General features: G+C 68.6%; 15 protein-coding genes and 1 pseudogene. 8 read left to right on the top strand and 8 right to left on the bottom strand.

The features are described 5' to 3' along the window. Positions 1–101: 101 nt before the first annotated feature. Positions 102–1029 (bottom strand): annotated as a pseudogene (locus MKK65_RS31530) (integrase core domain-containing protein). A 469-nt stretch (positions 1030–1498) separates the two neighbouring features. Between MKK65_RS31530 and MKK65_RS08870 the strand changes: the two are divergent. Beyond that, the gene (locus MKK65_RS08870) at positions 1499–2158 is read left to right on the top strand and encodes a response regulator (protein WP_058191499.1); all 660 of its coding nucleotides are present in this window, start codon (positions 1499–1501) and stop codon (positions 2156–2158) included. A gap of 23 nt (positions 2159–2181) precedes the next feature. On the opposite strand, the gene MKK65_RS08875 is transcribed toward MKK65_RS08870, so the two are convergent. Then, positions 2182–2724, bottom strand: a complete 543-nt coding sequence (locus MKK65_RS08875) for a TetR/AcrR family transcriptional regulator (protein WP_243957085.1) — start codon at positions 2722–2724, stop codon at positions 2182–2184. Between the two features lie 164 nt (positions 2725–2888). Between MKK65_RS08875 and MKK65_RS08880 the strand changes: the two genes are divergently transcribed. From MKK65_RS08880 to MKK65_RS08905, 6 genes are all read left to right on the top strand, one after another. After that, on the top strand, positions 2889–3476 hold the full coding sequence (locus MKK65_RS08880; protein WP_058191519.1) for a sugar O-acetyltransferase: 588 nt from the start codon (positions 2889–2891) through the stop codon (positions 3474–3476). A gap of 472 nt (positions 3477–3948) precedes the next feature. After that, positions 3949–4440, top strand: a complete 492-nt coding sequence (locus MKK65_RS08885) for a MarR family winged helix-turn-helix transcriptional regulator (protein WP_243957086.1) — start codon at positions 3949–3951, stop codon at positions 4438–4440. After that, entirely contained in the window at positions 4437–6464 is a 2028-nt protein-coding gene (locus MKK65_RS08890; protein ID WP_243957087.1) for an FUSC family protein, read from the top strand. Before MKK65_RS08885 ends, MKK65_RS08890 begins: the two co-directional genes overlap by 4 nt. Continuing rightward, on the top strand, positions 6461–6670 hold the full coding sequence (locus MKK65_RS08895; protein ID WP_243957088.1) for a DUF1656 domain-containing protein: 210 nt from the start codon (positions 6461–6463) through the stop codon (positions 6668–6670). The genes MKK65_RS08890 and MKK65_RS08895 overlap by 4 nt, the downstream gene beginning before the upstream one ends. Further along, positions 6667–7599, top strand: coding sequence for an HlyD family secretion protein (locus MKK65_RS08900; RefSeq protein WP_243957089.1), 933 nt, complete (start codon positions 6667–6669; stop codon positions 7597–7599). The genes MKK65_RS08895 and MKK65_RS08900 overlap by 4 nt, the downstream gene beginning before the upstream one ends. A 65-nt stretch (positions 7600–7664) precedes the next feature. After that, on the top strand, positions 7665–7919 hold the full coding sequence (locus MKK65_RS08905) for a hypothetical protein (RefSeq protein WP_243957090.1): 255 nt from the start codon (positions 7665–7667) through the stop codon (positions 7917–7919). A gap of 44 nt (positions 7920–7963) precedes the next feature. Here MKK65_RS08905 and MKK65_RS08910 read toward each other — a convergent pair whose 3' ends face one another. From MKK65_RS08910 to MKK65_RS08935, 6 genes are all read right to left on the bottom strand, one after another. Beyond that, positions 7964–9436, bottom strand: coding sequence for an NAD-dependent succinate-semialdehyde dehydrogenase (locus MKK65_RS08910; RefSeq protein WP_243957091.1), 1473 nt, complete (start codon positions 9434–9436; stop codon positions 7964–7966). After that, positions 9429–11441, bottom strand: a complete 2013-nt coding sequence (locus MKK65_RS08915) for an acyl CoA:acetate/3-ketoacid CoA transferase (protein ID WP_243957092.1) — start codon at positions 11439–11441, stop codon at positions 9429–9431. Before MKK65_RS08915 ends, MKK65_RS08910 begins: the two co-directional genes overlap by 8 nt. A gap of 246 nt (positions 11442–11687) precedes the next feature. Further along, positions 11688–12818, bottom strand: coding sequence for a class III poly(R)-hydroxyalkanoic acid synthase subunit PhaC (phaC, locus tag MKK65_RS08920; protein WP_243957094.1), 1131 nt, complete (start codon positions 12816–12818; stop codon positions 11688–11690). Continuing rightward, the gene (locus tag MKK65_RS08925; RefSeq protein ID WP_243957097.1) at positions 12811–13638 is read right to left on the bottom strand and encodes a poly(R)-hydroxyalkanoic acid synthase subunit PhaE; all 828 of its coding nucleotides are present in this window, start codon (positions 13636–13638) and stop codon (positions 12811–12813) included. The genes phaC and MKK65_RS08925 overlap by 8 nt, the downstream gene beginning before the upstream one ends. 60 nt (positions 13639–13698) lie before the next feature. Further along, positions 13699–14874, bottom strand: coding sequence for an iron-containing alcohol dehydrogenase (locus MKK65_RS08930; protein ID WP_243957099.1), 1176 nt, complete (start codon positions 14872–14874; stop codon positions 13699–13701). A 43-nt stretch (positions 14875–14917) separates the two neighbouring features. Continuing rightward, positions 14918–16570 (bottom strand): acetolactate synthase large subunit, encoded by a 1653-nt coding sequence (locus tag MKK65_RS08935; RefSeq protein WP_243957101.1) that lies wholly within the window; start codon positions 16568–16570, stop codon positions 14918–14920. A 272-nt stretch (positions 16571–16842) separates the two neighbouring features. Between MKK65_RS08935 and MKK65_RS08940 the strand changes: the two genes are divergently transcribed. Next, complete coding sequence (locus MKK65_RS08940) at positions 16843–18333, top strand: DUF2252 domain-containing protein (protein ID WP_243957103.1); 1491 nt, start codon at positions 16843–16845, stop codon at positions 18331–18333. Positions 18334–18394: the final 61 nt, after the last annotated feature.

The raw sequence follows: 18394 nt of genomic DNA on the forward strand, positions 1-18394 counted from the left end.
AGCGACGCGCAATGGGTTGCTTTTGAGCCACCTGAGCCGTGTCGGTCAAAGGCGAAGACGCCGTGACCTGATCGGTATTTTGGACCGAGCCGAGTGAGAGGCTACTGCATGGCCGTCGCCATGGGTAACCGGAAGGCCAGATCTCGGAAGCTGACAGGCGCGGGTGGCCGGTAGCCGAGCGACGAACGTAGCCGCACGCGGTTATAAGTGTTCTGCAAGAGAGCGATTATGGCCTGGGCTTCCTTGTGCGAGTAGAAGATCTTCCGCCTCAAGCACACGTCGTGCAGCTTGCCATTGAAGCTCTCACAGTACCTGTTCTCCCAGGGTGAGCCTGGCGCGATATGCTGAATTTGCGCGCCAGCTTTGGCAACCCACTTGCTCAGTGCCTTCGAGATCATCTCAGGGCCATTGTCGCAGCGGATGTGCTCCGGGATGCTGTCCGTCGTCAGATGATTCGAGACGCGTTAGGACGCTCAGCAACGGATGCTCCGAACCATCTGGGTTGGCCACGTTGTAGGCCGGGCTGGTGATCAGATCCGGGGCTTTAAGCAAGCGGTAGACGGTCGCCTCCGAGACGACGTACCGGCGCTCGTCGGTTAAGCGCACCGCCAGCTCGCGCGGGCTGAGCTCCGGCTGCTCCAGCGCGAGGACGACGATCTGATCGCGAACCTCGGTCGGCAATCGGTTCCACACCCGGCTCGGCCGCGAGGGGCTGTCGGCCAAGGCTTCGAGGCCACCGCGGCTGTCGGCGTCGCACCAGCGGTAGGAGGTGGCGCGCGGGATGCCGAGCTTATCCTGTGCGGTGCGCACCGGCAGGTGGGATTGCTCGACCAGCCGGATGATTTCCTGCTTATCGGGGGCCGTGTCGCCGGCCAGCCGCTTCTTGCCGGCTTCCAGGAACTCCTTGTGCCAGCCGTCGTGCATCGCGTTGGCGATGCTGTCCTCACCGCGCAGGCCTTCTAGCACGATGCGGATCGTCTAATCGGACGAGAAGTGTCGGCGCGTGGCGCGGCGGATGTCTCTGATCACGGCCTCTGCCGGCTTCGACGCCGGCCCGGATGACTGCTCTCAACCTGCCTCAAAAGTGTTGACGGCGCACATACGATGAGTGCCGTCCCATACCGCCCCGCGGTGGCTGACGCCCCACGGTTTCACTTTGGCAGCGGCGCACAGGCCGCCGAATGAGACGCGGAGCTTTACCATCCGGCCGATGAAGGTCCGGAGGCCGCCCACCAAATCGACCGTCGGCGCGAACAAGGGCGGCAGCGTCGGGGCGTTCAAGCTGCCCGAGACCGTCGCGTGGCGCTGAAGCGTCCTCACCGGACGCTGGAAGGCATCCCACCGCCAGCGTACAGGCCTCGTCCCGCGGGTCGGGCGCGCTCATGTCCCGGATACAAGCGGTCCCTCAACATCCGCTTGCACCCCGGGGCCGCTTCGATCAGTTTTCACGAATCCAAAGGTCCCGTATGCGGATCTTGAGCGAGGAACCGCACCGTCCGTGCATCTCCTGATCGTTGACGACCATCCGCTGTTCCGTGATGCCTTGGCGGCCACGATCCGCCTCGCCCATCCGGACGCCGTCCTGCACGAAGCCGACGGGATTGAGCCGGCCTGCGCGGTCCTGGCCGTTAACCGGAGCATCGACCTCACCCTGCTCGATCTGTCCATGCGGGGCGTCACCGGCTTCGACGGGCTGATCACGATCCGGACCCGCTTCCCGCGGATCCCGATCCTGATCGTGTCCGGTCACGAAGACCCACGCATCGTCCGCGAAGCCCTGCAGCACGGCGCCGCCGGTTTCGTACCCAAGGCGATGGATAAGACCACTCTGACCCGCGCGATCACCGAGGTGATGAGCGGCGCCCTGTTCCTGCCCCCCGGCTTCGCCGAAGCGAGTACGCCGGCGCCGCACGGGAAGAAGCCCCCCCTGGCCGAGCGCTTGGCCCGGCTTACGCCGCAGCAACTGCGGGTGTTGATGATGATCCGGCAGGGCAAGCTGAACAAGCAGATCGCCCACGAGCTTCAGGTGGGCGATTCCACCGTGAAGGCTCATGTCTCGGAGATCCTGCGCAAGCTCGAAGTGATCAGCCGGACGCAGATCGTGATCGACACGGCAGCCCTGGATTTCGACCAGATCCACAACGCTCATCCTGCGTGACGCGCACGGCATGGGTGTCCAATTCAGGAGAGACGCTCGACCAGGGCGCGGACCTGGATGCGGTTCATCGGCTCCACATCGACCGAGCGATGGATCGACAGGCCCTCGATCAGGGCATCCAAAGCCTTCGCCGTATCAGCCGAAAAATGTTGCCGTAGGGCCGCGCGACTCTTCTCCATCCAGCCCTGCATGACGAGGCGCAGCGGTGGGTTGCGGGCAGCTAAGGCGTACAGCTCGTAGCTCAGCAGCATGTTTCGAGGCGTGGCCCAGCTGTCGTCGAGGATGAGATCGACCACGGCCTCGCAGGCCTCCGCGCGGTTCGAGGCCGCGGCCAGCCGCTCGGTGAAGCGCGCCGAGACCGTATCGGCCAACAGGGTGAAGGCCTCGGTGATCAGCTCGACCAGGCCGGTGAAGTGGTAGGTCATCGAGCCGAGCGGCACGTTGGCGGCAGCCGCGACCCGGCGATGCGTCGTCCCGGCAACCCCGTACTCCGCGATGACGTCGAGGGTCGCCTGCACGATGCGGGCGCGGCGGTCCGGGTCGTAGCGACGCTGGGACGGGGGCACACGGGGCTCCTCAAAACGATCATCATCGGCCGGAGGCGATTGGCATTCGTTACCGATGCGTACATATGTACGCATCGGTGGGATTGCGTGGAAGCGCCGCCCTGATGCCGATGCGGCCGGCACCGGCCCCGCATCGATGCAGAACGGAAACCGGGAGGATGCCGATGCGGACCGAGCGTGAGAAGATGCTGGCGGGCGAGCTTTACGACGCGCTCGACCCCGATCTGGTCGCGGGCCGAGCCCGGGTCCGGGACCTCTGCCAGCAGCTCAACGCCACGCGCGAGGCCGAAGAAGAAAGCCGCCGTGATCTATGCAGGCAGATCTTCGGCATGGGCGGCAACACGGTCTGGCTGCAGCCGCCGTTCTTCTGCGACTATGGGTCGAATATCGAGCTCGGCGAGCGGGTCTATTTCAACTTCAATTGCGTAGTCCTCGATGTCTGCCGGGTCCGCATCGGCAGTTTCACCCTGTTTGGTCCCGCCGTTCAGATCCTCACGCCGCTCCACCCATTCAACGCGGTCCTGCGCCGGGTCCAGGAATACGGAAAGCCGATCGAAATCGGCTCGGACGTGTGGGTCGGCGGGGGCGCCCTGATCCTTCCCGGCGTGACCATCGGCTCCCGCACCGTCATCGGCGCGGGCAGCGTCGTCACCCGCGACATCCCGGACGGGGTGCTGGCCGCCGGAAATCCCTGTCGGGTCATCCGCGCGATCAGCGACGACGAGCGGCAATCCTATGGGTCTGTTTCTTGACGCGTAGTCTGGTGCTCTCCGGGACGCCTGGAGTGCTGACGGGGATACGGGTTCGGCGCGAGCGCCTTAGATCCGTCCCACCGGCACCCGCATTCTGAGGCGCCGTAGCATAGCGCCGGCCTTGAAGGTGCCTTCCAAACGGCCCGGCGATACCGCATGCGGTCCTTCGAGACCCGGCAAACTCCGAGCACAGGGCACCTCAGAATGAGGGGATTGCGTGGGCGAAGCGGGGCGCCAATCGAATTCAAGCACGTCCCGGTTGGGTCCCATCGCGCCCTCAACTCGGTACGACGAGCGGCGGCAGTCACCGAGGCATGAGGTGTCGGTCCCTGCCGGTGACCGGCGCAGGCATGCAGCCGCCGCAACCCTGAGTTCGCCGATCGCGCTCACCCACAAATCGATATGATGCTATCTATAAGCTTACGATCTTAACCATCCGCGATCACCTCCTCGCGGCGGGAGACCCGGACTCATGCTGATCGCGGATGATCCCGAGGCGCAGACGCGTCTGCGGCAAGCCTATACCCACGCCCTGCAGACCGGCGCCCGCACGTGGCGTCGCGCCGCCAACGCGGTCGCGGAGGTGCACGGCTTGTCCGATGCCACAGCGTATCCCTTGGTGATGATCGGCCGTCTGGCCGGGGAGCGGCGCCAGAACGCCGTCGCGGAGGCGGTGGGGATCGAGGGTCCGTCCCTTGTGCGGCTCCTCGACCAGCTAGCCGCTGCAGGGCTTGTGGTGCGCCGGGAAGACCCGTCCGACCGCCGTGCGAAGGTGCTCGATCTGACACCACGCGGGCGCGCGATGGTCGCACAGATCGAGGCTGAACTCGCGACCTTGCGAGCGCGCCTGTTCGCCGGGGTCAGCGCCGCAGATCTGGAGGCGAGCCTCCGCGTCTTCGCTGCGCTCCAGGCCTACGGTCGCGATCCCGGCCCGAACGGGACGAAGCAGGAGTCGGTGGCGTGACCCTGCCCGGATGGCGCGACTGGGCCTTTGCCTTGAAGACCTGCGCGGCGGCCCTGCTCGCCCTGAGCCTGGCCCTGTGGATCGACCTGCCGCGGCCCTATTGGGCACTGGGAACCGTCTACATCACCAGCCAGGTCCTGTCGGGAGCGACCCGGTCGAAGGCTGTGTACCGGGTCTGCGGCACCGTGCTCGGCGCCATGATGAGCGTCGTGCTGGTGCCGAACCTGGTGAACGCACCGGTCCTGCTCAGCCTGGCCATCGCACTCTGGGTCGCACTGTGCCTCTACGTGGCGCTCCTCGACCGGACGCCGGCGAGCTACCTGCCGATGCTGGCCGGCTACACCGCCGCCCTGATCGGCTTCCCCGCGGTCGACGACCCCGGGACGATCTTCGACACCGCCGTGGCCCGCGCGGAGGAAATCTCCCTGGGCATCGTCTGCGCCGGCCTCGCCGCCACGTTGGTCCTGCCGCAATCGGCCGCGCCGCTCATCGCCGGGCGGCTCGATCTCTGGCTTGCGGAGGCCAGGGACTGGACGCGTGCCGCGCTGGGCGGCGCTCAACAGACTGGCGACGATAGCCAGGCGCGGCGCCTGCACCTCGCTTCGGACGCCATTGCCCTCGATGGGCTGGGCCTCGCCTTGCGCAATGAGGCCGCCGGCGCGGAGCGCGGCGCTGCTTTCGCGCCGTTGCGCCAGCATATGCTGATGGTCCTGCCGATCGTCGCCGCCCTGGCGGACCGCGTACAGGCGCTTGAGCAAGCCGGCGCACTGCCGGCGCGGGTCCGAGCGCTCCTCTCGGACATCGCCTTCTGGCTGGCGGGGAAGGAGGACGGTGCCGCGGAGGCCGCGCGTTTGCGCGAGCGAGTCGACGCGGTCGAGCCGTCGCTAACGGGAACTCCGGACTGGAACACGCTGCTGCTCGCGAGCCTGGCCGCACGCCTGCGGGACGTGATCGACCTGCGGCTCGACCTCCGGGCGCTGCGGGGGCACCTCGTGACGGGGACGCCGCCGACGTCGCTGGCCTTTACCTATACGGCGCAGGTCCATCGCATTCGGCATCGGGATCACGGTCTGGCGGCGCTCTCGGCCTTCGGGGCCTTCGCCAGCATCCTGGTCTGCTGCGCGCTCTGGATCGCCACGGGCTGGCCGGACGGGTCCGCGGCCCCGATGATGGCGGCGGTGACCTGCTGCCTGTTCGCGGCGCTGGACGACCCGGCCCAGCCGATCCTCGGCTTCGCCAACTCGGCCATCGTTGGCGCGCTTGTCGCCGGCATCTATCTGTTCGCGGTCCTGCCGGTGGTGACCACCGTCGAAATGCTGGCCCTGGCCCTCGCCCCGCCGCTGCTCCTGTGCGGGCTGATGATGACCCAGCCCCGGCTCATGCCCATGGGGATGGGCGCGGCATTGAACGGCGCGACCCTGATCGCGCTTCAGAACGGCTACAGCGGCGATTTCGCACCCTTCGCGAATTCGGTGCTCGCCTCGGTGACCGGGATGTGGATCGCCGCCGTGGTGATCCGGCTGGTCCGGTCCCTTGGGGCAGATCGGATTGCCCGCCGGCTGATGCGGATCAACCGGCGGAGCCTGGCCAAGGCAGCCGAGGGCGGCGGCGCGGGTCATGGCCTCGAGCTCGCCGCCCTGATGCTCGACCGGATCGGGCTGATTGCACCGCGGCTCGCCGCGATCCCGGCGGAGGATGCCGCGGCGGCCGGCGACCTTCTGGCGGATGTGCGCGTGGGCATCAATGTGGTCGAGATCCGGCGGGTGCGGCGACGCCTGTCGGGCGCGGCGCGGCGCAGCATCGACGACGTCCTCGGCCTCGTGGCGGATCAGAAGCGGAGTCTGCCAGCCGAGCCTGGGCCCGACCTGCTGGCAGCCCTCGATGCCGGCCTCGACGCCGTTGCGGCGGCCGTGACCTCGCCCGAGCGCAAGGCTGCGCTGATCGGCTTGGCCGGCCTGCGTCGGGGCTTGTTCCCCGATGCGCCCTCCTATCGGCCCCCCGCCCTCCAGGAGATCGCGGCATGAGGGGCGAGTTCGATCTCTACGGCGTGTTCGTGCCCACCCTGGCCCTATGGATGGTTGCAGCCTTCCTGCTCAGCGTGCCCGTGCGCCGCGTATTCGCGGCAACCGCCTTCTACCGCCTCGTCTGGCACCGGCCGCTGTTCGACCTCGCGCTGTACGTCCTCCTCCTCGGGGGCGTGATCGTCCTCGCCCACCGGATCCTGTCATGACCCGCCTGCTCTCCCTCGTCGGCCGTCTGGCGGTCACGCTCGGCATGGTCGCCGCGGCAGCGATCGTCGGCCTCGCCCTGTGGGATTACTATATGAACGCCCCCTGGACCCGGGACGGGCGGGTGCGGGCCGATGTGGTTGCGGTGGCGCCCGACGTGTCGGGCCTCGTTACCGAGGTGCTGGTCGAGGACAACCAGAACGTCCGCAAGGGTGACGTGCTGTTCCGGATCGACCCGGACCGGTTCCGTCTCGGCCTGCGCCAAGCCGAGGCGCTGGTGGAGGGCCGCAAGGCCATGGCCGAGCAGACGGCGGCCGACTACGCTCGGTACACGAAGCTCAGCGACGCGGCCGTGTCACAGCAGAAGGTCGAGGCCGCCCGGGCTACCGACCTCAACGCCAAGGCCGCCTACGAGCAGGCTGTTGCCGACCGGGACCTCGCCAAGCTCAACCTGGAGCGCTCGGCAGTGCGCGCCTCGGTCAACGGCCGGATCGCCAACATGGAGCTGCGCCCCGGTGCCTACGTCACCACCGGCCGGGGCGTGATGGCCTTGATCGACCGCGACACTCTGCGGGTCGAGGGCTACTTCGAGGAGACCAAGCTGCCGCGCATCCATGTCGGCGCCCCGGTGACGATCCAGCTGATGGGCGACGGCAGCCTGCTGCGCGGCCATGTCGAGAGCATCGCCGGCGGCATCGCCGAGACCGGCCGGACCGACGGGTCGAACCTGCTGGCCAGCGTCAACCCGACCTTCGCCTGGGTGCGCCTCGCCCAGCGCATCCCGGTGCGGATCGCGCTGGACGGCGCGGGGAGTGATGCGCGGCTGGTCAGCGGCCGCACCGCAACCGTGTCGATCGCCGGGGCGGACGGCGCAACCGACCAGAGCCTGCGCTGGCCCTGGACCGGATGGCGCCAGGCGCTCGCCCGCTGAACCATTCCGGCGGCGCAGGGGTTGGCCTCCCACGGGATCGCGACGATCCGATCGGAGGAACACCCATGCCGAAGACCACACTCGCCCTCGCCGCCGCCCTGACGCTGGCGCTCTCCGGAGCCGCGCTGGCCCAGGCCCCGACCACCGGCGGCGCCGGGCAGGGCAACGTGAACAAGTCCGGCGCCGTGGGCGGCACCGGGCAGGGTTCGCTGGAGCAGACCGCCCCGGCCCGGCCGGGCGCGACGACCGGTTCCACCACCGCCTCGCGGGCCGGCACGCCCGGCGCGCCAACCGGCAGCACGGCGCCGAGCGCCCGCTAGGTTCAGCCAGGCCGATCCCGGGGGTCCGGGATCGGCCGTCCGGCTCAGGCGCCCAGGCCGCCGACGCAGAGGTACTTGGTGTTCAGGTAGTCCTCGATGCCCTGGTAGGAGCCCTCGCGGCCAAGGCCCGATTCCTTCACCCCGCCGAAGGGCGCGACCTCGGTGGTGATGATGCCCTCGTTGATGCCGACCATGCCGTATTCCAGCGCCTCGGCGACCCGGAAGGTGCGGCCGAGATCGCGGGTGTAGAAGTAGCAGGCCAGCCCGAACTCGGTGTCGTTGGCCATTCGGATGGCCTCGGCTTCGTCGCGGAACCGGAACAGCGGCGCCAGCGGCCCGAAGGTCTCCTCCCGGGCTACCGCCATGTCGGGGGTCGCGCCGGTGATCACGGTCGGCTCGAAGAACTGGCCGCCGAGCGCGTGGCGATGGCCGCCGGCGATCACCCGGCCGCCCTTCTCGACGGCGTCGCGGATATGGGCTTCGGTCTTCTCCACCGCGGCCATGTCGATCAGCGGCCCTTGGGCGACGCCCTCCTCGATGCCGTTGCCGACCTTCAGGCGGTTGGCCGCTTCGGCCATCTTGTCGGCGAAGGCGTCGTAGATCCCGTCCTGCACCAGGAAGCGGTTGGTGCAGATGCAGGTCTGGCCGGAATTGCGGTACTTGGCGAGCATCGCGCCGGCCACCGCCCGGTCGAGATCGGCGTCGTCGAACACGATGAATGGCGCGTTGCCGCCCAATTCCATCGAGACTTTCTTCACCGAGTGCGAGGCCTGCTCGAGCAGCACCTTGCCGACCTCGGTGGAGCCGGTGAACGTTATTTTTTTGACGTGCGGGTTGCCGGTCATCTCACCGCCGATGGCCCGGGCCGAGCCGGTGAGGATGCTGACCGTCCCGGCCGGGAAGCCGGCCTTCTCGCACAGCACGCCCCAGGCGAGGCCGGACAGCGGGGTCTGCGAGGCCGGCTTGATTACGATCGGGCAGCCGGCCGCGAGCGCCGGGGCAATCTTGCGGGCGATCATCGAGGACGGGAAGTTCCAGGGGGTGATCGCCGCGACGACGCCCACGGGCTCCTTGGTCACCAGGATCTTGCGGTCGCCCCATGGGGAGGGGATCACGTCGCCGTAGACCCGCCGCGCTTCCTCGGCGAACCACAGCACGTAGGCCGCCGACATCGCGACCTCACCGCGGGACTCGGTTAGGGACTTGCCCTGCTCGGCGGTGAGGATCTGGGCCAGGTCCTCCTGGTTCCCGGTGACCAGGGCGGCGAGCTTGCGCAACAGCACAGCGCGCTCGTTGGCGGTCTTGGCGCGCCAAGCCGGATAGGCGTCGTGGGCGGCCTTGATCGCTTGGGCCGTCTCCTCGGCGCCGGCATTCGGCACCCGGGCGATCAGTGCGCCAGTGGCCGGGTTGGTGACGTCGATGGTGCCGGACCCGGCCTTCGACCAGTCCCCGCCGATCAGGCAGGCTTCGACCAGCAGGCTGCGATCCTTCAGGATGAGCGTATCGGACTCAGGCATTCAACGGTTCCTTCGGCGGCTGCGGACTGTCCGGCTGAGACAGGGCAGTCCGCGACTTGAGGGGCACGCTCTGGGCCGTATTCCTCGCCTGCGCCTCGGCTTTTGTCTCGAAGACATGCGGAGCCAGATCGCGGCTCGCCAACGAGGCACCAAGTTTCAATCGCAAGAACGCGCTGGTCGTGTAGCGCGATGCAGTCTCGTAGTACCGATTCTCCAAGTAGGCGATCGCCGAGAAATAGGCATCGCTCACCGTCGGGTCGATCTCGAACCCGTCGTAATTGGCGATCAAGTGGACCTTGCGGCCGATCTCCTGGCAGGCGCGCTCGTATTCCCGGCGCACCAGCTCGACGTCATCGATGGTTCGGACCTGAAACCCTTCGAGGTTCGAGAACAGGATGTTCCGCTCCCGGTCGTAGCTGATTCGCTCCGACAGCGAGAGCCCGAGGAGCCAGGGCTCCAGCCCCATCACGGCATCGCGGAACAGCCGCGGATCCATGGGCTTCGGGTCCTGCACGATCGGCGCAAACCCCATCTGCCCGAGGATGTCGCGCTCGATGTCGATCCCGGGGGCGACCTCGGCGAGCTCCATGCCGGCCCTGGTCCGGCGGAACACGCAGCGCTCGGTCACGTAGAGCACCGGCTGGCCGCGCTCGGCCGCGTAGGCGCCCGAGAAGGTCACCTGCTCAACCGCGGCGATGAACTTCCGAGAGCGCCCCTCGGTCACGATGCGGATGCCGTCGCCTTCGACCACCACCTCCAGCCCGTCGGCCGTGAAGGTGCCGGCGAAGACCAGGCTCTTGGCGTTCTGCGAGATGTTGATGAATCCGCCGGCGCCGGCGAGGCGTTTGCCGAAGCGGCTGACGTTGACGTTGCCCTCCGCGTCGCATTGCGCGAGTCCGAGGCAGGCGAGGTCGAGGCCGCCGCCGTCGTAAAAATCGAATTGCTGGTTCTGGTGTAGCACCGCCGCCGGGTTGAGGGCGGCGCCGAAATCGAGCCCGCCCTGCGGCAGGCCGCCGATCACCCCGGGCTCGGCGGTGAGGGTCAGGTATTTCAGCACCCGCTCCTCGGCGGCGACAGCGGCGACGCCCTCGGGCATGCCGATGCCGAGATTGACCACGCCGCCCGGGGGCAGCTCGAAGGCGCAACGCCGGGCGATGACCTTGCGGGCGTCGAGCGGGATCGGCGGGATCCGGTCGAGGGGCACGCGCTGACGGCCCGTGAAGGCGTGGTTGTAGGTGGTGCCGTAAGTCTGGCGGTGGTTCTCCGGCTGGCTCAGCACCACGCAATCGACCAGCACCCCGGGCACCTGCACCTCGCGGGGGGCCAGCGAGCCGGCCTCGGCCAGACGCTCGACCTGGGCGATGACGAAGCCGCCCGAATTCTTGGCGGCCATGGCGGCGGCGAGGTTGTCGAGGGTGAGCGCCTCGCGCTCCATGGTGATGTTGCCGGCCGGATCCGCCGTGGTGCCGCGGATCAGCGCGATGTTCACCGGGAACGCCTTGTAGTGCAGCCACGACTCGCCGCCGAGCTCGACCACGCTGACGAGATCCTCCTGGGTGACGGCATTGAGCTTGCCGCCTTCGAGCCGCGGATCCACGAAGGTGCGCAGGCCCACCTTGGTGATGTGGCCCGGCGTATGGGCGGCGATCTCCCGGTAGAGATGCGACACTACCCCCAGCGGCAGGTTGTAGGCCTCGATCTGCCCGTCGATCGCCATCTTGGCGAGCTTGGGCACGAGCGCCCAATGGCCGCCGACGACGCGACGCACCAGCCCCGGAATCGCCAGCCGGTTGAGGCCGCGCTCTTTGCCGTCGCCGGGGGCCGCCGCGAACATCAGCCCGAGCCCGTGGGGACCGTGGCCGGCCTCGAACCGCCGGGCGAGCGCCAGGATCAGCTCGTCCGGCGTGCCGATGCCGACGAACCCCGAGACCGCGACCATGTCGCCGTCCTGCAGGATGGCGAGCGCCTCGTCGGCGCTGACGATCTTGTTCTTCAGGCTGCCCATGCGGTTATCCTCGGAGCCTGGGGTGCTCGTGTCTCCCTCCCCCCTCTGCGGGGGAGGGTGGCTCCTGCGTCAGCAGGGGTCGGGAGAGGGGAGCGACGGTGCAGAACAGGACTCCGGCCGTCATGAAGGCGGAGCCTGATCCGGAAACCGGGTTCCCTTCTCCCGACCCCCTTCGGGGGCCACCCTCCCCCGCAGAGGGGGGAGGGGAGCGGCTCCGAGCTTGTCACGGACCGACAAGAGCGAATCCTACCCACGCGCACCCAGCCAATCGGCGATGCCGGAGCCCAGCAACTTCTGCGCCTTGCCGCCGACGAAGACGCCGACATGGCCGCCGGGCAGGCCGAGCTCGGTGTAATCGTCGGTGCCGATCTTGTCCTTGAGCGCCTGGGAGGTGGCCGGCGGGATGATGTGATCGTCCTGGGCGAAGACGTTGAGCACCGGGCAGGCGATGCGCTTCAGGTCGACGGTGCGGCCGCCGAGCACGAAGGTGCTCTGGACCAGCTTGTTGTCCTGGTAGAGGTCCTTGAGCCACTGCTTGGCCGCCTCGCCCGGATGATCCGGGCGGTCGGCGATCCATTTCTCCATGCGCAGGAAATTCAGAAACTTCTTCTTGTCGTCCAGGGCATCGAGCAGGTCGAGGTTGTACTTCGTCATGGTGCGCATCGGCGTCATCATCGAGAACACCGAGCCCATGAACGCCCCAGGCAGCGAGCCCTGCGCGTCGATCAGGCGGTCGACATCCTCGGGCGACAGGGACCGGGTCCAGACGTTAATGAAGCCGTGGCCGGCCCGGGTCTCGCGCGTATCGGCGTGGAAATCGATCGGCGTGATGGTCAGCACCATCGCGTTGACCCGCTCCGGGTAGAGCGCGGCGTAGCAGGTGGTGAAGACGCCGCCCTCGCAGATCCCAAGCAGGTTGATTGTTTCGCGGCCCGCGGCCGCGCCGATGAAGGCGACGCATTCGGCGAGGTAATCGTCGACGTAGTCGTCGATGGTGACGTAGCGGTCGGCCCGGCCGGGATTGCCCCAATCGACCACGTAGAGGTCGAGGCCGAGATTGAGCAGGTTGCGAACCAGCGAGCGGTCCTCCTGCAGGTCCGCCATGGTGTAGCGGCCGATCAGCCCGTAGACGATCAGCACCGGCGGCAGGCCCTTGCTCTCGGCCAGCGGCCGGTAGCGGTAGAGCGAGACCTTGTCCTGGCTCCAGACCAAGTCCTTGGGCGTGGTGGCGATCTGCACGTCGGCGTCGCGCACGTCCGAGAACAGCTTGGCGCCCGCGCTGATCCGGCGGCCGAGATCGGCGACCTCGGCCAGCATCTCGGCAGGGTTGAGGGGCAGCGGGGGGACGGGGGCCTTCGGGGCTTCTTGATCAGCCATGGGCCGTCTCCGCTTCGTGCGCGACGCGGCCGCTCGTCTTCGAGACCCGGGCGGCCTCCCGGCGCTCGCGGCGCAGGGCCCGGACCTCCCGGCGCAGTTCGGTCAGGCTCTTGTGCACGTCGTCGAGCTCGGCCCGGGTCGGCTGCCCGTAGAAATCCGACAGGAAGGTCGAGAGGTCCTGCTGGGCGAGCCGCAGGTCGGTGGAGGCCTTCAGCACCACACGCTGCGAGGCCAGGAACGCCTCGGAGCGCTGGACCTCCAGCAGGACGGCGTTGGCGGTCTCGGTCCAGCGGGTCATCATCTCCCGGGCGGAGCTGAACCCATCGCCACGCTCGGCGCGGGCATTGGCCTCTTTCGCAAAAGTGCCGGCCGCCCGGGTCCAGGCCTCCAGCATCACCGCCTGGTGCTCGGCCTGCGCCCGCCGCAAAGCCGCCCAGGCGGTGAACAGCGCGCCGTAGCGCCGCTCGGTCTGCCACAGGTCGGCCAATTGCGGGCCTTCCGACATCCGGGTGAGCGCCGCGTCGAACTCCGCAGAGCCGCCGAGCCAGGCCTGCGGATCGAAGATCCTGGCCAGCACCGCCCCGGCGGTCGGGTCCGCCGCGCCGGCGCCGCCCTGCAGCGACGCGGTCAGGGTCTGCGACAGGGCGGTCGCCGAGGCCCAGGCCTGGGCGAGGTGACTCTGTGCTGTGGCGAGGCCGGCGAGATCGGTCTGCGGCGGCGTTGGCCACGAGAAGCCCGGCGCCGCCCCGGGTGCAAAGAATCCCGCGCCGGCGCGGGTCCAGAACTCGCCCATCGCCTTGAACGCGTCAAACTGGTCCATCTGGGCGCCCCTCCTCAGCGGTATCCGGCCTCCTTGGCGGGCCGGTTCTCAGGCAGCGTCTCAGGCCGCCGGGTGCGCCTCGCCGAGCGCCTCGCTGTAGATCGCGTAGGCGTCGTCGTAGGTGACCTCGCGCGGGTTGTTCACGAGGAGCCGCGTCTGCTTCATCGCATCGGTGGCCATCCGCTCCAGATCCTTCTGCGCGACGCCGACCTCCGCGAGCGAGGCCGGGACCTTGCAGTCGCGGCAGATCGCGTCGAGGCATTCGACGAAGCGGGCGGCGGCCTCGGCCGGCGGCAGGTCGGCGGCGGCCGGGTCCAGGATCGGCGCCAGCTCGGCGTAGAGTGCCTCGGCGTGGGACAGGTTGAAGCGCATCACCCCCATCAGCACGAGGGCGTTGGAGAGCCCGTGCGGCACGTGAAAGATCGCGCCGACGGGATAGGCCAACGCGTGCACCGCCGCCACCGGGGCGTTGGCGAAGGCCATGCCGGCGAGCATCGAGCCGAGCAGCATGCCGGAGCGCGCCTCGAGGTTCTTGCCGTCCGAGCAGGCGGTGCGGATGTTGGCCGAGAGCAGCGCCAGGGCCTGCTTCGCGAGCTGGTCCGAGATCGGGTTCTTCTTGTTCTTGCTGGTGAACGCCTCGATGGCGTGGACCATGGCGTCGATGCCGGTGGCCGCGGTGACGGCGGCCGGCAGACCGAGCGTCAGCTCGGGATCGAGCACCGCCCAATCGGGCAGGAGCTTGGGCGCGACCACGCCCTTCTTCTCGGTGGTCGGCGTCGTGACGATGGAGATGGGCGTCACCTCGGAGCCGGTGCCTGCCGTGGTTGGCACCAGGATCAGCGGCAGCCGGTCGCCCTTGGCGAGGCCGACGCCGTAGATCGAATCCAGCGGCGCGTCGGATTTCGCGAGGTAGGCCACGAGCTTAGCGGTATCGAGGGCCGAGCCGCCGCCGATCGAAAGGACGAGATCCGTCCCCAGCTCCCGGGCCCGCTTGGCCGCCGCCTCGATCACCGTGGAGGGCGGGTCGGCGACCACGTCCTCGTAGACGTCGAGGGTGATGCCGGCCGCCGCCAGCGCCGCCTCGGCGGCCTCGGTGAGGCCGGCCTTGCGGACGCCCTTGTCGGTGACCAGCAGGACGCGCCTGGCCCCGAAGGTGCCGACGATTTCCGGCAGCTTCTTCGACGCGCCGGCCTCGAACAGGACGTTCGGGGTGGTCTGGAAAGTGAACGGATTCATCGCGCTGCCCTGTCCTCGTGCCTTCGTGAACCCTTCGGAAAGCTCACTCCGCCGGCTCGAAATGCTTCACCTTTTCGCGCAATTCCTCGACCAGCACGCGCGTGTTCTCCGAATAGTCGATCGGCACCGCGACGAGGTGCACGCCCCCTTCGGCGAAAGCACGGTCCAGGGTCGGGACGAGGTCGTTGACGGCTTCGACCCGGTGGCCCTTGGCGCCGTAGGATTGGGCGTAGAGCACGAAATCGGGATTGCCGAAGGTCATCCCGTAGTCGGCAAACTTGTCGACCGCCTGCTTCCAGCGGATCATGCCGTAGGCCGAGTCGTCGAGGATCAGCACCACCAGGTTGAGCTTGAGCCGCACCGCGGTCTCCAGCTCCTGGCTGTTCATCATGAAGCCGCCGTCGCCGCACACCGCCATCACCCGGCGGTTGGGATAGAGCATCGCCGCCATCATGGCGGAGGGCAGGCCGGCGCCCATGGTGGCGAGCGCGTTGTCGAGGAGCAGCGTGTTGGCGACGTAGGTGCGGTAGTTCCGGGCGAACCAGATCTTGTACATGCCGTTGTCGAGGCACACGATCCCGTCCTCCGGGATCACCCGGCGCACGTCGCGCACCAGCCGCTGCGGCGTCACCGGGAAGCGGTCCTCGCCGGCCCGATCGGCGATATGGCTGAGGATGCGCTCGCGCAGGGGCAGCAGGGCCCCGGCGTTGGGCAGCTTGCCCTCCAGCTTGTCGGCGAGCAGCTTCAGGGTCGGCCCGAGGTCGCCGACCACCTCGGCATCGGGGTAATAGACCTGCTCGACATTGGCCGGCATGTAGCCGATGTGCAGGACCTTCTGATCGGCCTGGCCCATGAAGAAGGGCGGCTTCTCGATCGTGTCGTGGCCGATCGCGATGATCAGGTCGGCCTTGTCGATCGCCTCGTGGACGTAGTCGCGCTCGGAGAGCGCGGCGGTGCCCATGTACAGGCTGGTGCCGCTGGCGACCGTGCCCTTGCCCATCTGGGTGGTGAAGAACGGGATCTGCGTGCGCCGGACGAAGCCGCCGAGATCGCCCGTGGCCCGGGGCCGGCTGGCGGCAGCGCCGAGCATCACCAGCGGACGCTGGGCCTTGAGGATCATGGCTGCGGCCCGGTCGATCGCGGTCGGGTGGGCGACCGGGATGTCGATCGGGTGCGGCGGTACCACGTAAGCCTCGGCCTGTTCAGCCGCGATGTCCTCGGGCAGCTCCAGGAGCACCGGACCGGGCCGCTCCTCGGTGGCGACCCGGAAGGCGTCGCGCACGATGGTGGGGATCGACGAGGCGGAGACGATCTGCCGGGCCATCTTGGTGATCGGCTTCATCGAGCTGATCACGTCGACGATCTGGAACTTCGCCTGCCGCGAGGACAGGATGCCCTTCTGTCCGGTGATGATGATCATCGGCATCGCGCCGAGATGGGCATAGGCGGCGCCGGTGGAGAAGTTCAGCGCGCCCGGGCCCAGCGTCGAGAGGCACACGCCCGGCCGGCCGGTCAGCCGGCCATGGGTGGCGGCCATGAAGCTCGCCGCCTGCTCGTGGCGGGTCAGCACCAGCTCGATCTTGGACGTGCGCAGCGATTCGACGACGTCGAGATTCTCCTCGCCGGGGATGCCGAAGATGCGGTCGACGCCCTCGTTCTCGAGGGCCGCAACGAGAAGATCTGAGCCCTTGGGCATGTGATGTCCCACCTGATGCGACGCCTGACGGCGCCGTTCGGTCCGCCCCTGATACACCGGCCACCATGTCGGTTTGATCCGCACGGATCGGGTCGGGACAGACGCCCTCCGCATAAGGGATCGGTTAGAGGACTGGCCTGTAAGGTGGTCAAGGGCCGTCACGAGCTGAATGGTCACAGAGTCGGGCCAATCCTATCGTGTACGGGGATGAAGCCGGCTCGGAACGACCGAGTACGGTCAAGGTCTTCGTGCGTTCGGTTCGGCGGGAAATCATGGACCAGGTGCGCAGCGACGAGACCCGGCACGCGGCGGCACATCCGGCCTCCGGGGCGCCCGCCGAGGACGTGGTGCTGGTCCCCCTGGCCGATTTTCCGAAGATCGATCTGCGGGCGGGCGTCGAGCCCTGGGACAAGCGCCGACAGGCCGGCAAGGCCCTGCGGGCGAAGGTCCCGCACGCGGAGCACGTGGTCCTGCGCACCGAGTCGGATCGTCCCGATCCGATCAGCCTGATCGAGGCAGCCCACGAGGGCCGGCAGGCGCATCTCATCCCGCTGCGGGTCGCCCGGATGGCGACGAGCCCGTTCGCATTCCTGCGCGGCGCCGCGCATGTCATGGCCTGGGACCTGTCGCGCGGCCCCCGCAGCAGCATCGATGTGGTGATGAACGGCGACGCCCACATCGACAATTTCGGCCTGTTCGGCACGCCGCAGCGGGATATCGTCCTCGATCTCAACGATTTCGACGAGGTCACGGTCGGCCCGTGGGAATGGGACCTGAAGCGACTCTGCGCCGGCATCGCAGTCGCCACAGGCGACGCCGGTACGCCTCCGGATTCCACCCGCGCCGCCGTGATGACGGCGGTATCCGGCTACCAGCGTACGATGCGGCGGCTGGCGCCGCAGGGATCGCTCGAAGTCTGGTACCAGACCACCCGCGCGGATGCGGAGCATCTCGGCGGGATCCGCATGGATTCGGAGGCGCGCTCGGTGGTCCGCCGGGCCGTGGACAAGGCCCGGCGCAAGAACAACCGCAGCCTCCTGGCCCAGGTCGCCGAGCGGCGCATCGACGGCGGCTGGCGGTTTCGCACCGATGCCCCGATCCTTACCCCGGTGGATGACGCCACCCGGCAGAGCATCGTCACCGGGCTGGAGCGCTACGCCGAGACCCTGCCGCGCGAGCGGCGGTTCATGCTCGACCGATACCAAGTCATCGATGTCGCCCACCGGGTCGTCGGGGTCGGCAGCGTCGGGACCCGGGCTTACGTGGCGCTTCTCTGCGGCAATTCCGACCGGGACGCGCTGTTCCTCCAGGTCAAGGAGGCGGTCCGCCCGGCGCACGCGCCGTATCTGCCCGGCATGCCCGAGCCCTATGCCGGCCACGAGGGCGAGCGCGTCATCTACGGGCAGCGCCTGCTCCAGGCCGTGGGCGATCCGCTGCTCGGCTGGACCACGATCGACGACAGGCCATACTACGTGCGCCAGATGAAGAATCTGAAAGGCGCGATCCCGCTGGCCGAGATGTCAGGGCCGCCGCTCCTGACCTTCTCGTACGCCTACGGCGCACTCCTGGCCCGGGCCCATGCCCGGACCGGCGATGCCGCAGCGATCGCCGGCTATTGTGGCAGCGGCAAGCGGCCGGACCTGCGCGAAGCCCTGGCCGACTGGGCCACCGCCTATGCGGCCCGCAACGCCGAGGATTTCAGCCTGTTTCGCGCCGCCATCGCCAACGGCCGGCTCGAGGCCGCGGCCGATCCCTGCTTGTGAGGTTCGGGGAAGGTCACACCGCCTTCTCCGTCATTGCGAGCGCAGCGAAGCAACCCAGGGC

Source organism: Methylobacterium sp. J-001 (assembly GCF_022829565.1).
GTDB lineage: Bacteria > Pseudomonadota > Alphaproteobacteria > Rhizobiales > Beijerinckiaceae > Methylobacterium.

Coding starts and splice junctions, on each gene's coding strand:
- MKK65_RS08905 (WP_243957090.1), top strand. CDS start 7,665: ATGCCGAAGACCACACTCGCCCTCGCCGCCGCCCTGACGCTGGCGCTC.
- MKK65_RS08880 (WP_058191519.1), top strand. CDS start 2,889: ATGCGGACCGAGCGTGAGAAGATGCTGGCGGGCGAGCTTTACGACGCG.
- MKK65_RS08895 (WP_243957088.1), top strand. CDS start 6,461: ATGAGGGGCGAGTTCGATCTCTACGGCGTGTTCGTGCCCACCCTGGCC.
- MKK65_RS08910 (WP_243957091.1), bottom strand. CDS start 9,436: ATGCCTGAGTCCGATACGCTCATCCTGAAGGATCGCAGCCTGCTGGTC.
- MKK65_RS08885 (WP_243957086.1), top strand. CDS start 3,949: ATGCTGATCGCGGATGATCCCGAGGCGCAGACGCGTCTGCGGCAAGCC.
- MKK65_RS08900 (WP_243957089.1), top strand. CDS start 6,667: ATGACCCGCCTGCTCTCCCTCGTCGGCCGTCTGGCGGTCACGCTCGGC.
- MKK65_RS08935 (WP_243957101.1), bottom strand. CDS start 16,570: ATGCCCAAGGGCTCAGATCTTCTCGTTGCGGCCCTCGAGAACGAGGGC.
- MKK65_RS08925 (WP_243957097.1), bottom strand. CDS start 13,638: ATGGACCAGTTTGACGCGTTCAAGGCGATGGGCGAGTTCTGGACCCGC.
- MKK65_RS08940 (WP_243957103.1), top strand. CDS start 16,843: ATGGACCAGGTGCGCAGCGACGAGACCCGGCACGCGGCGGCACATCCG.
- phaC (WP_243957094.1), bottom strand. CDS start 12,818: ATGGCTGATCAAGAAGCCCCGAAGGCCCCCGTCCCCCCGCTGCCCCTC.
- MKK65_RS08930 (WP_243957099.1), bottom strand. CDS start 14,874: ATGAATCCGTTCACTTTCCAGACCACCCCGAACGTCCTGTTCGAGGCC.
- MKK65_RS08915 (WP_243957092.1), bottom strand. CDS start 11,441: ATGGGCAGCCTGAAGAACAAGATCGTCAGCGCCGACGAGGCGCTCGCC.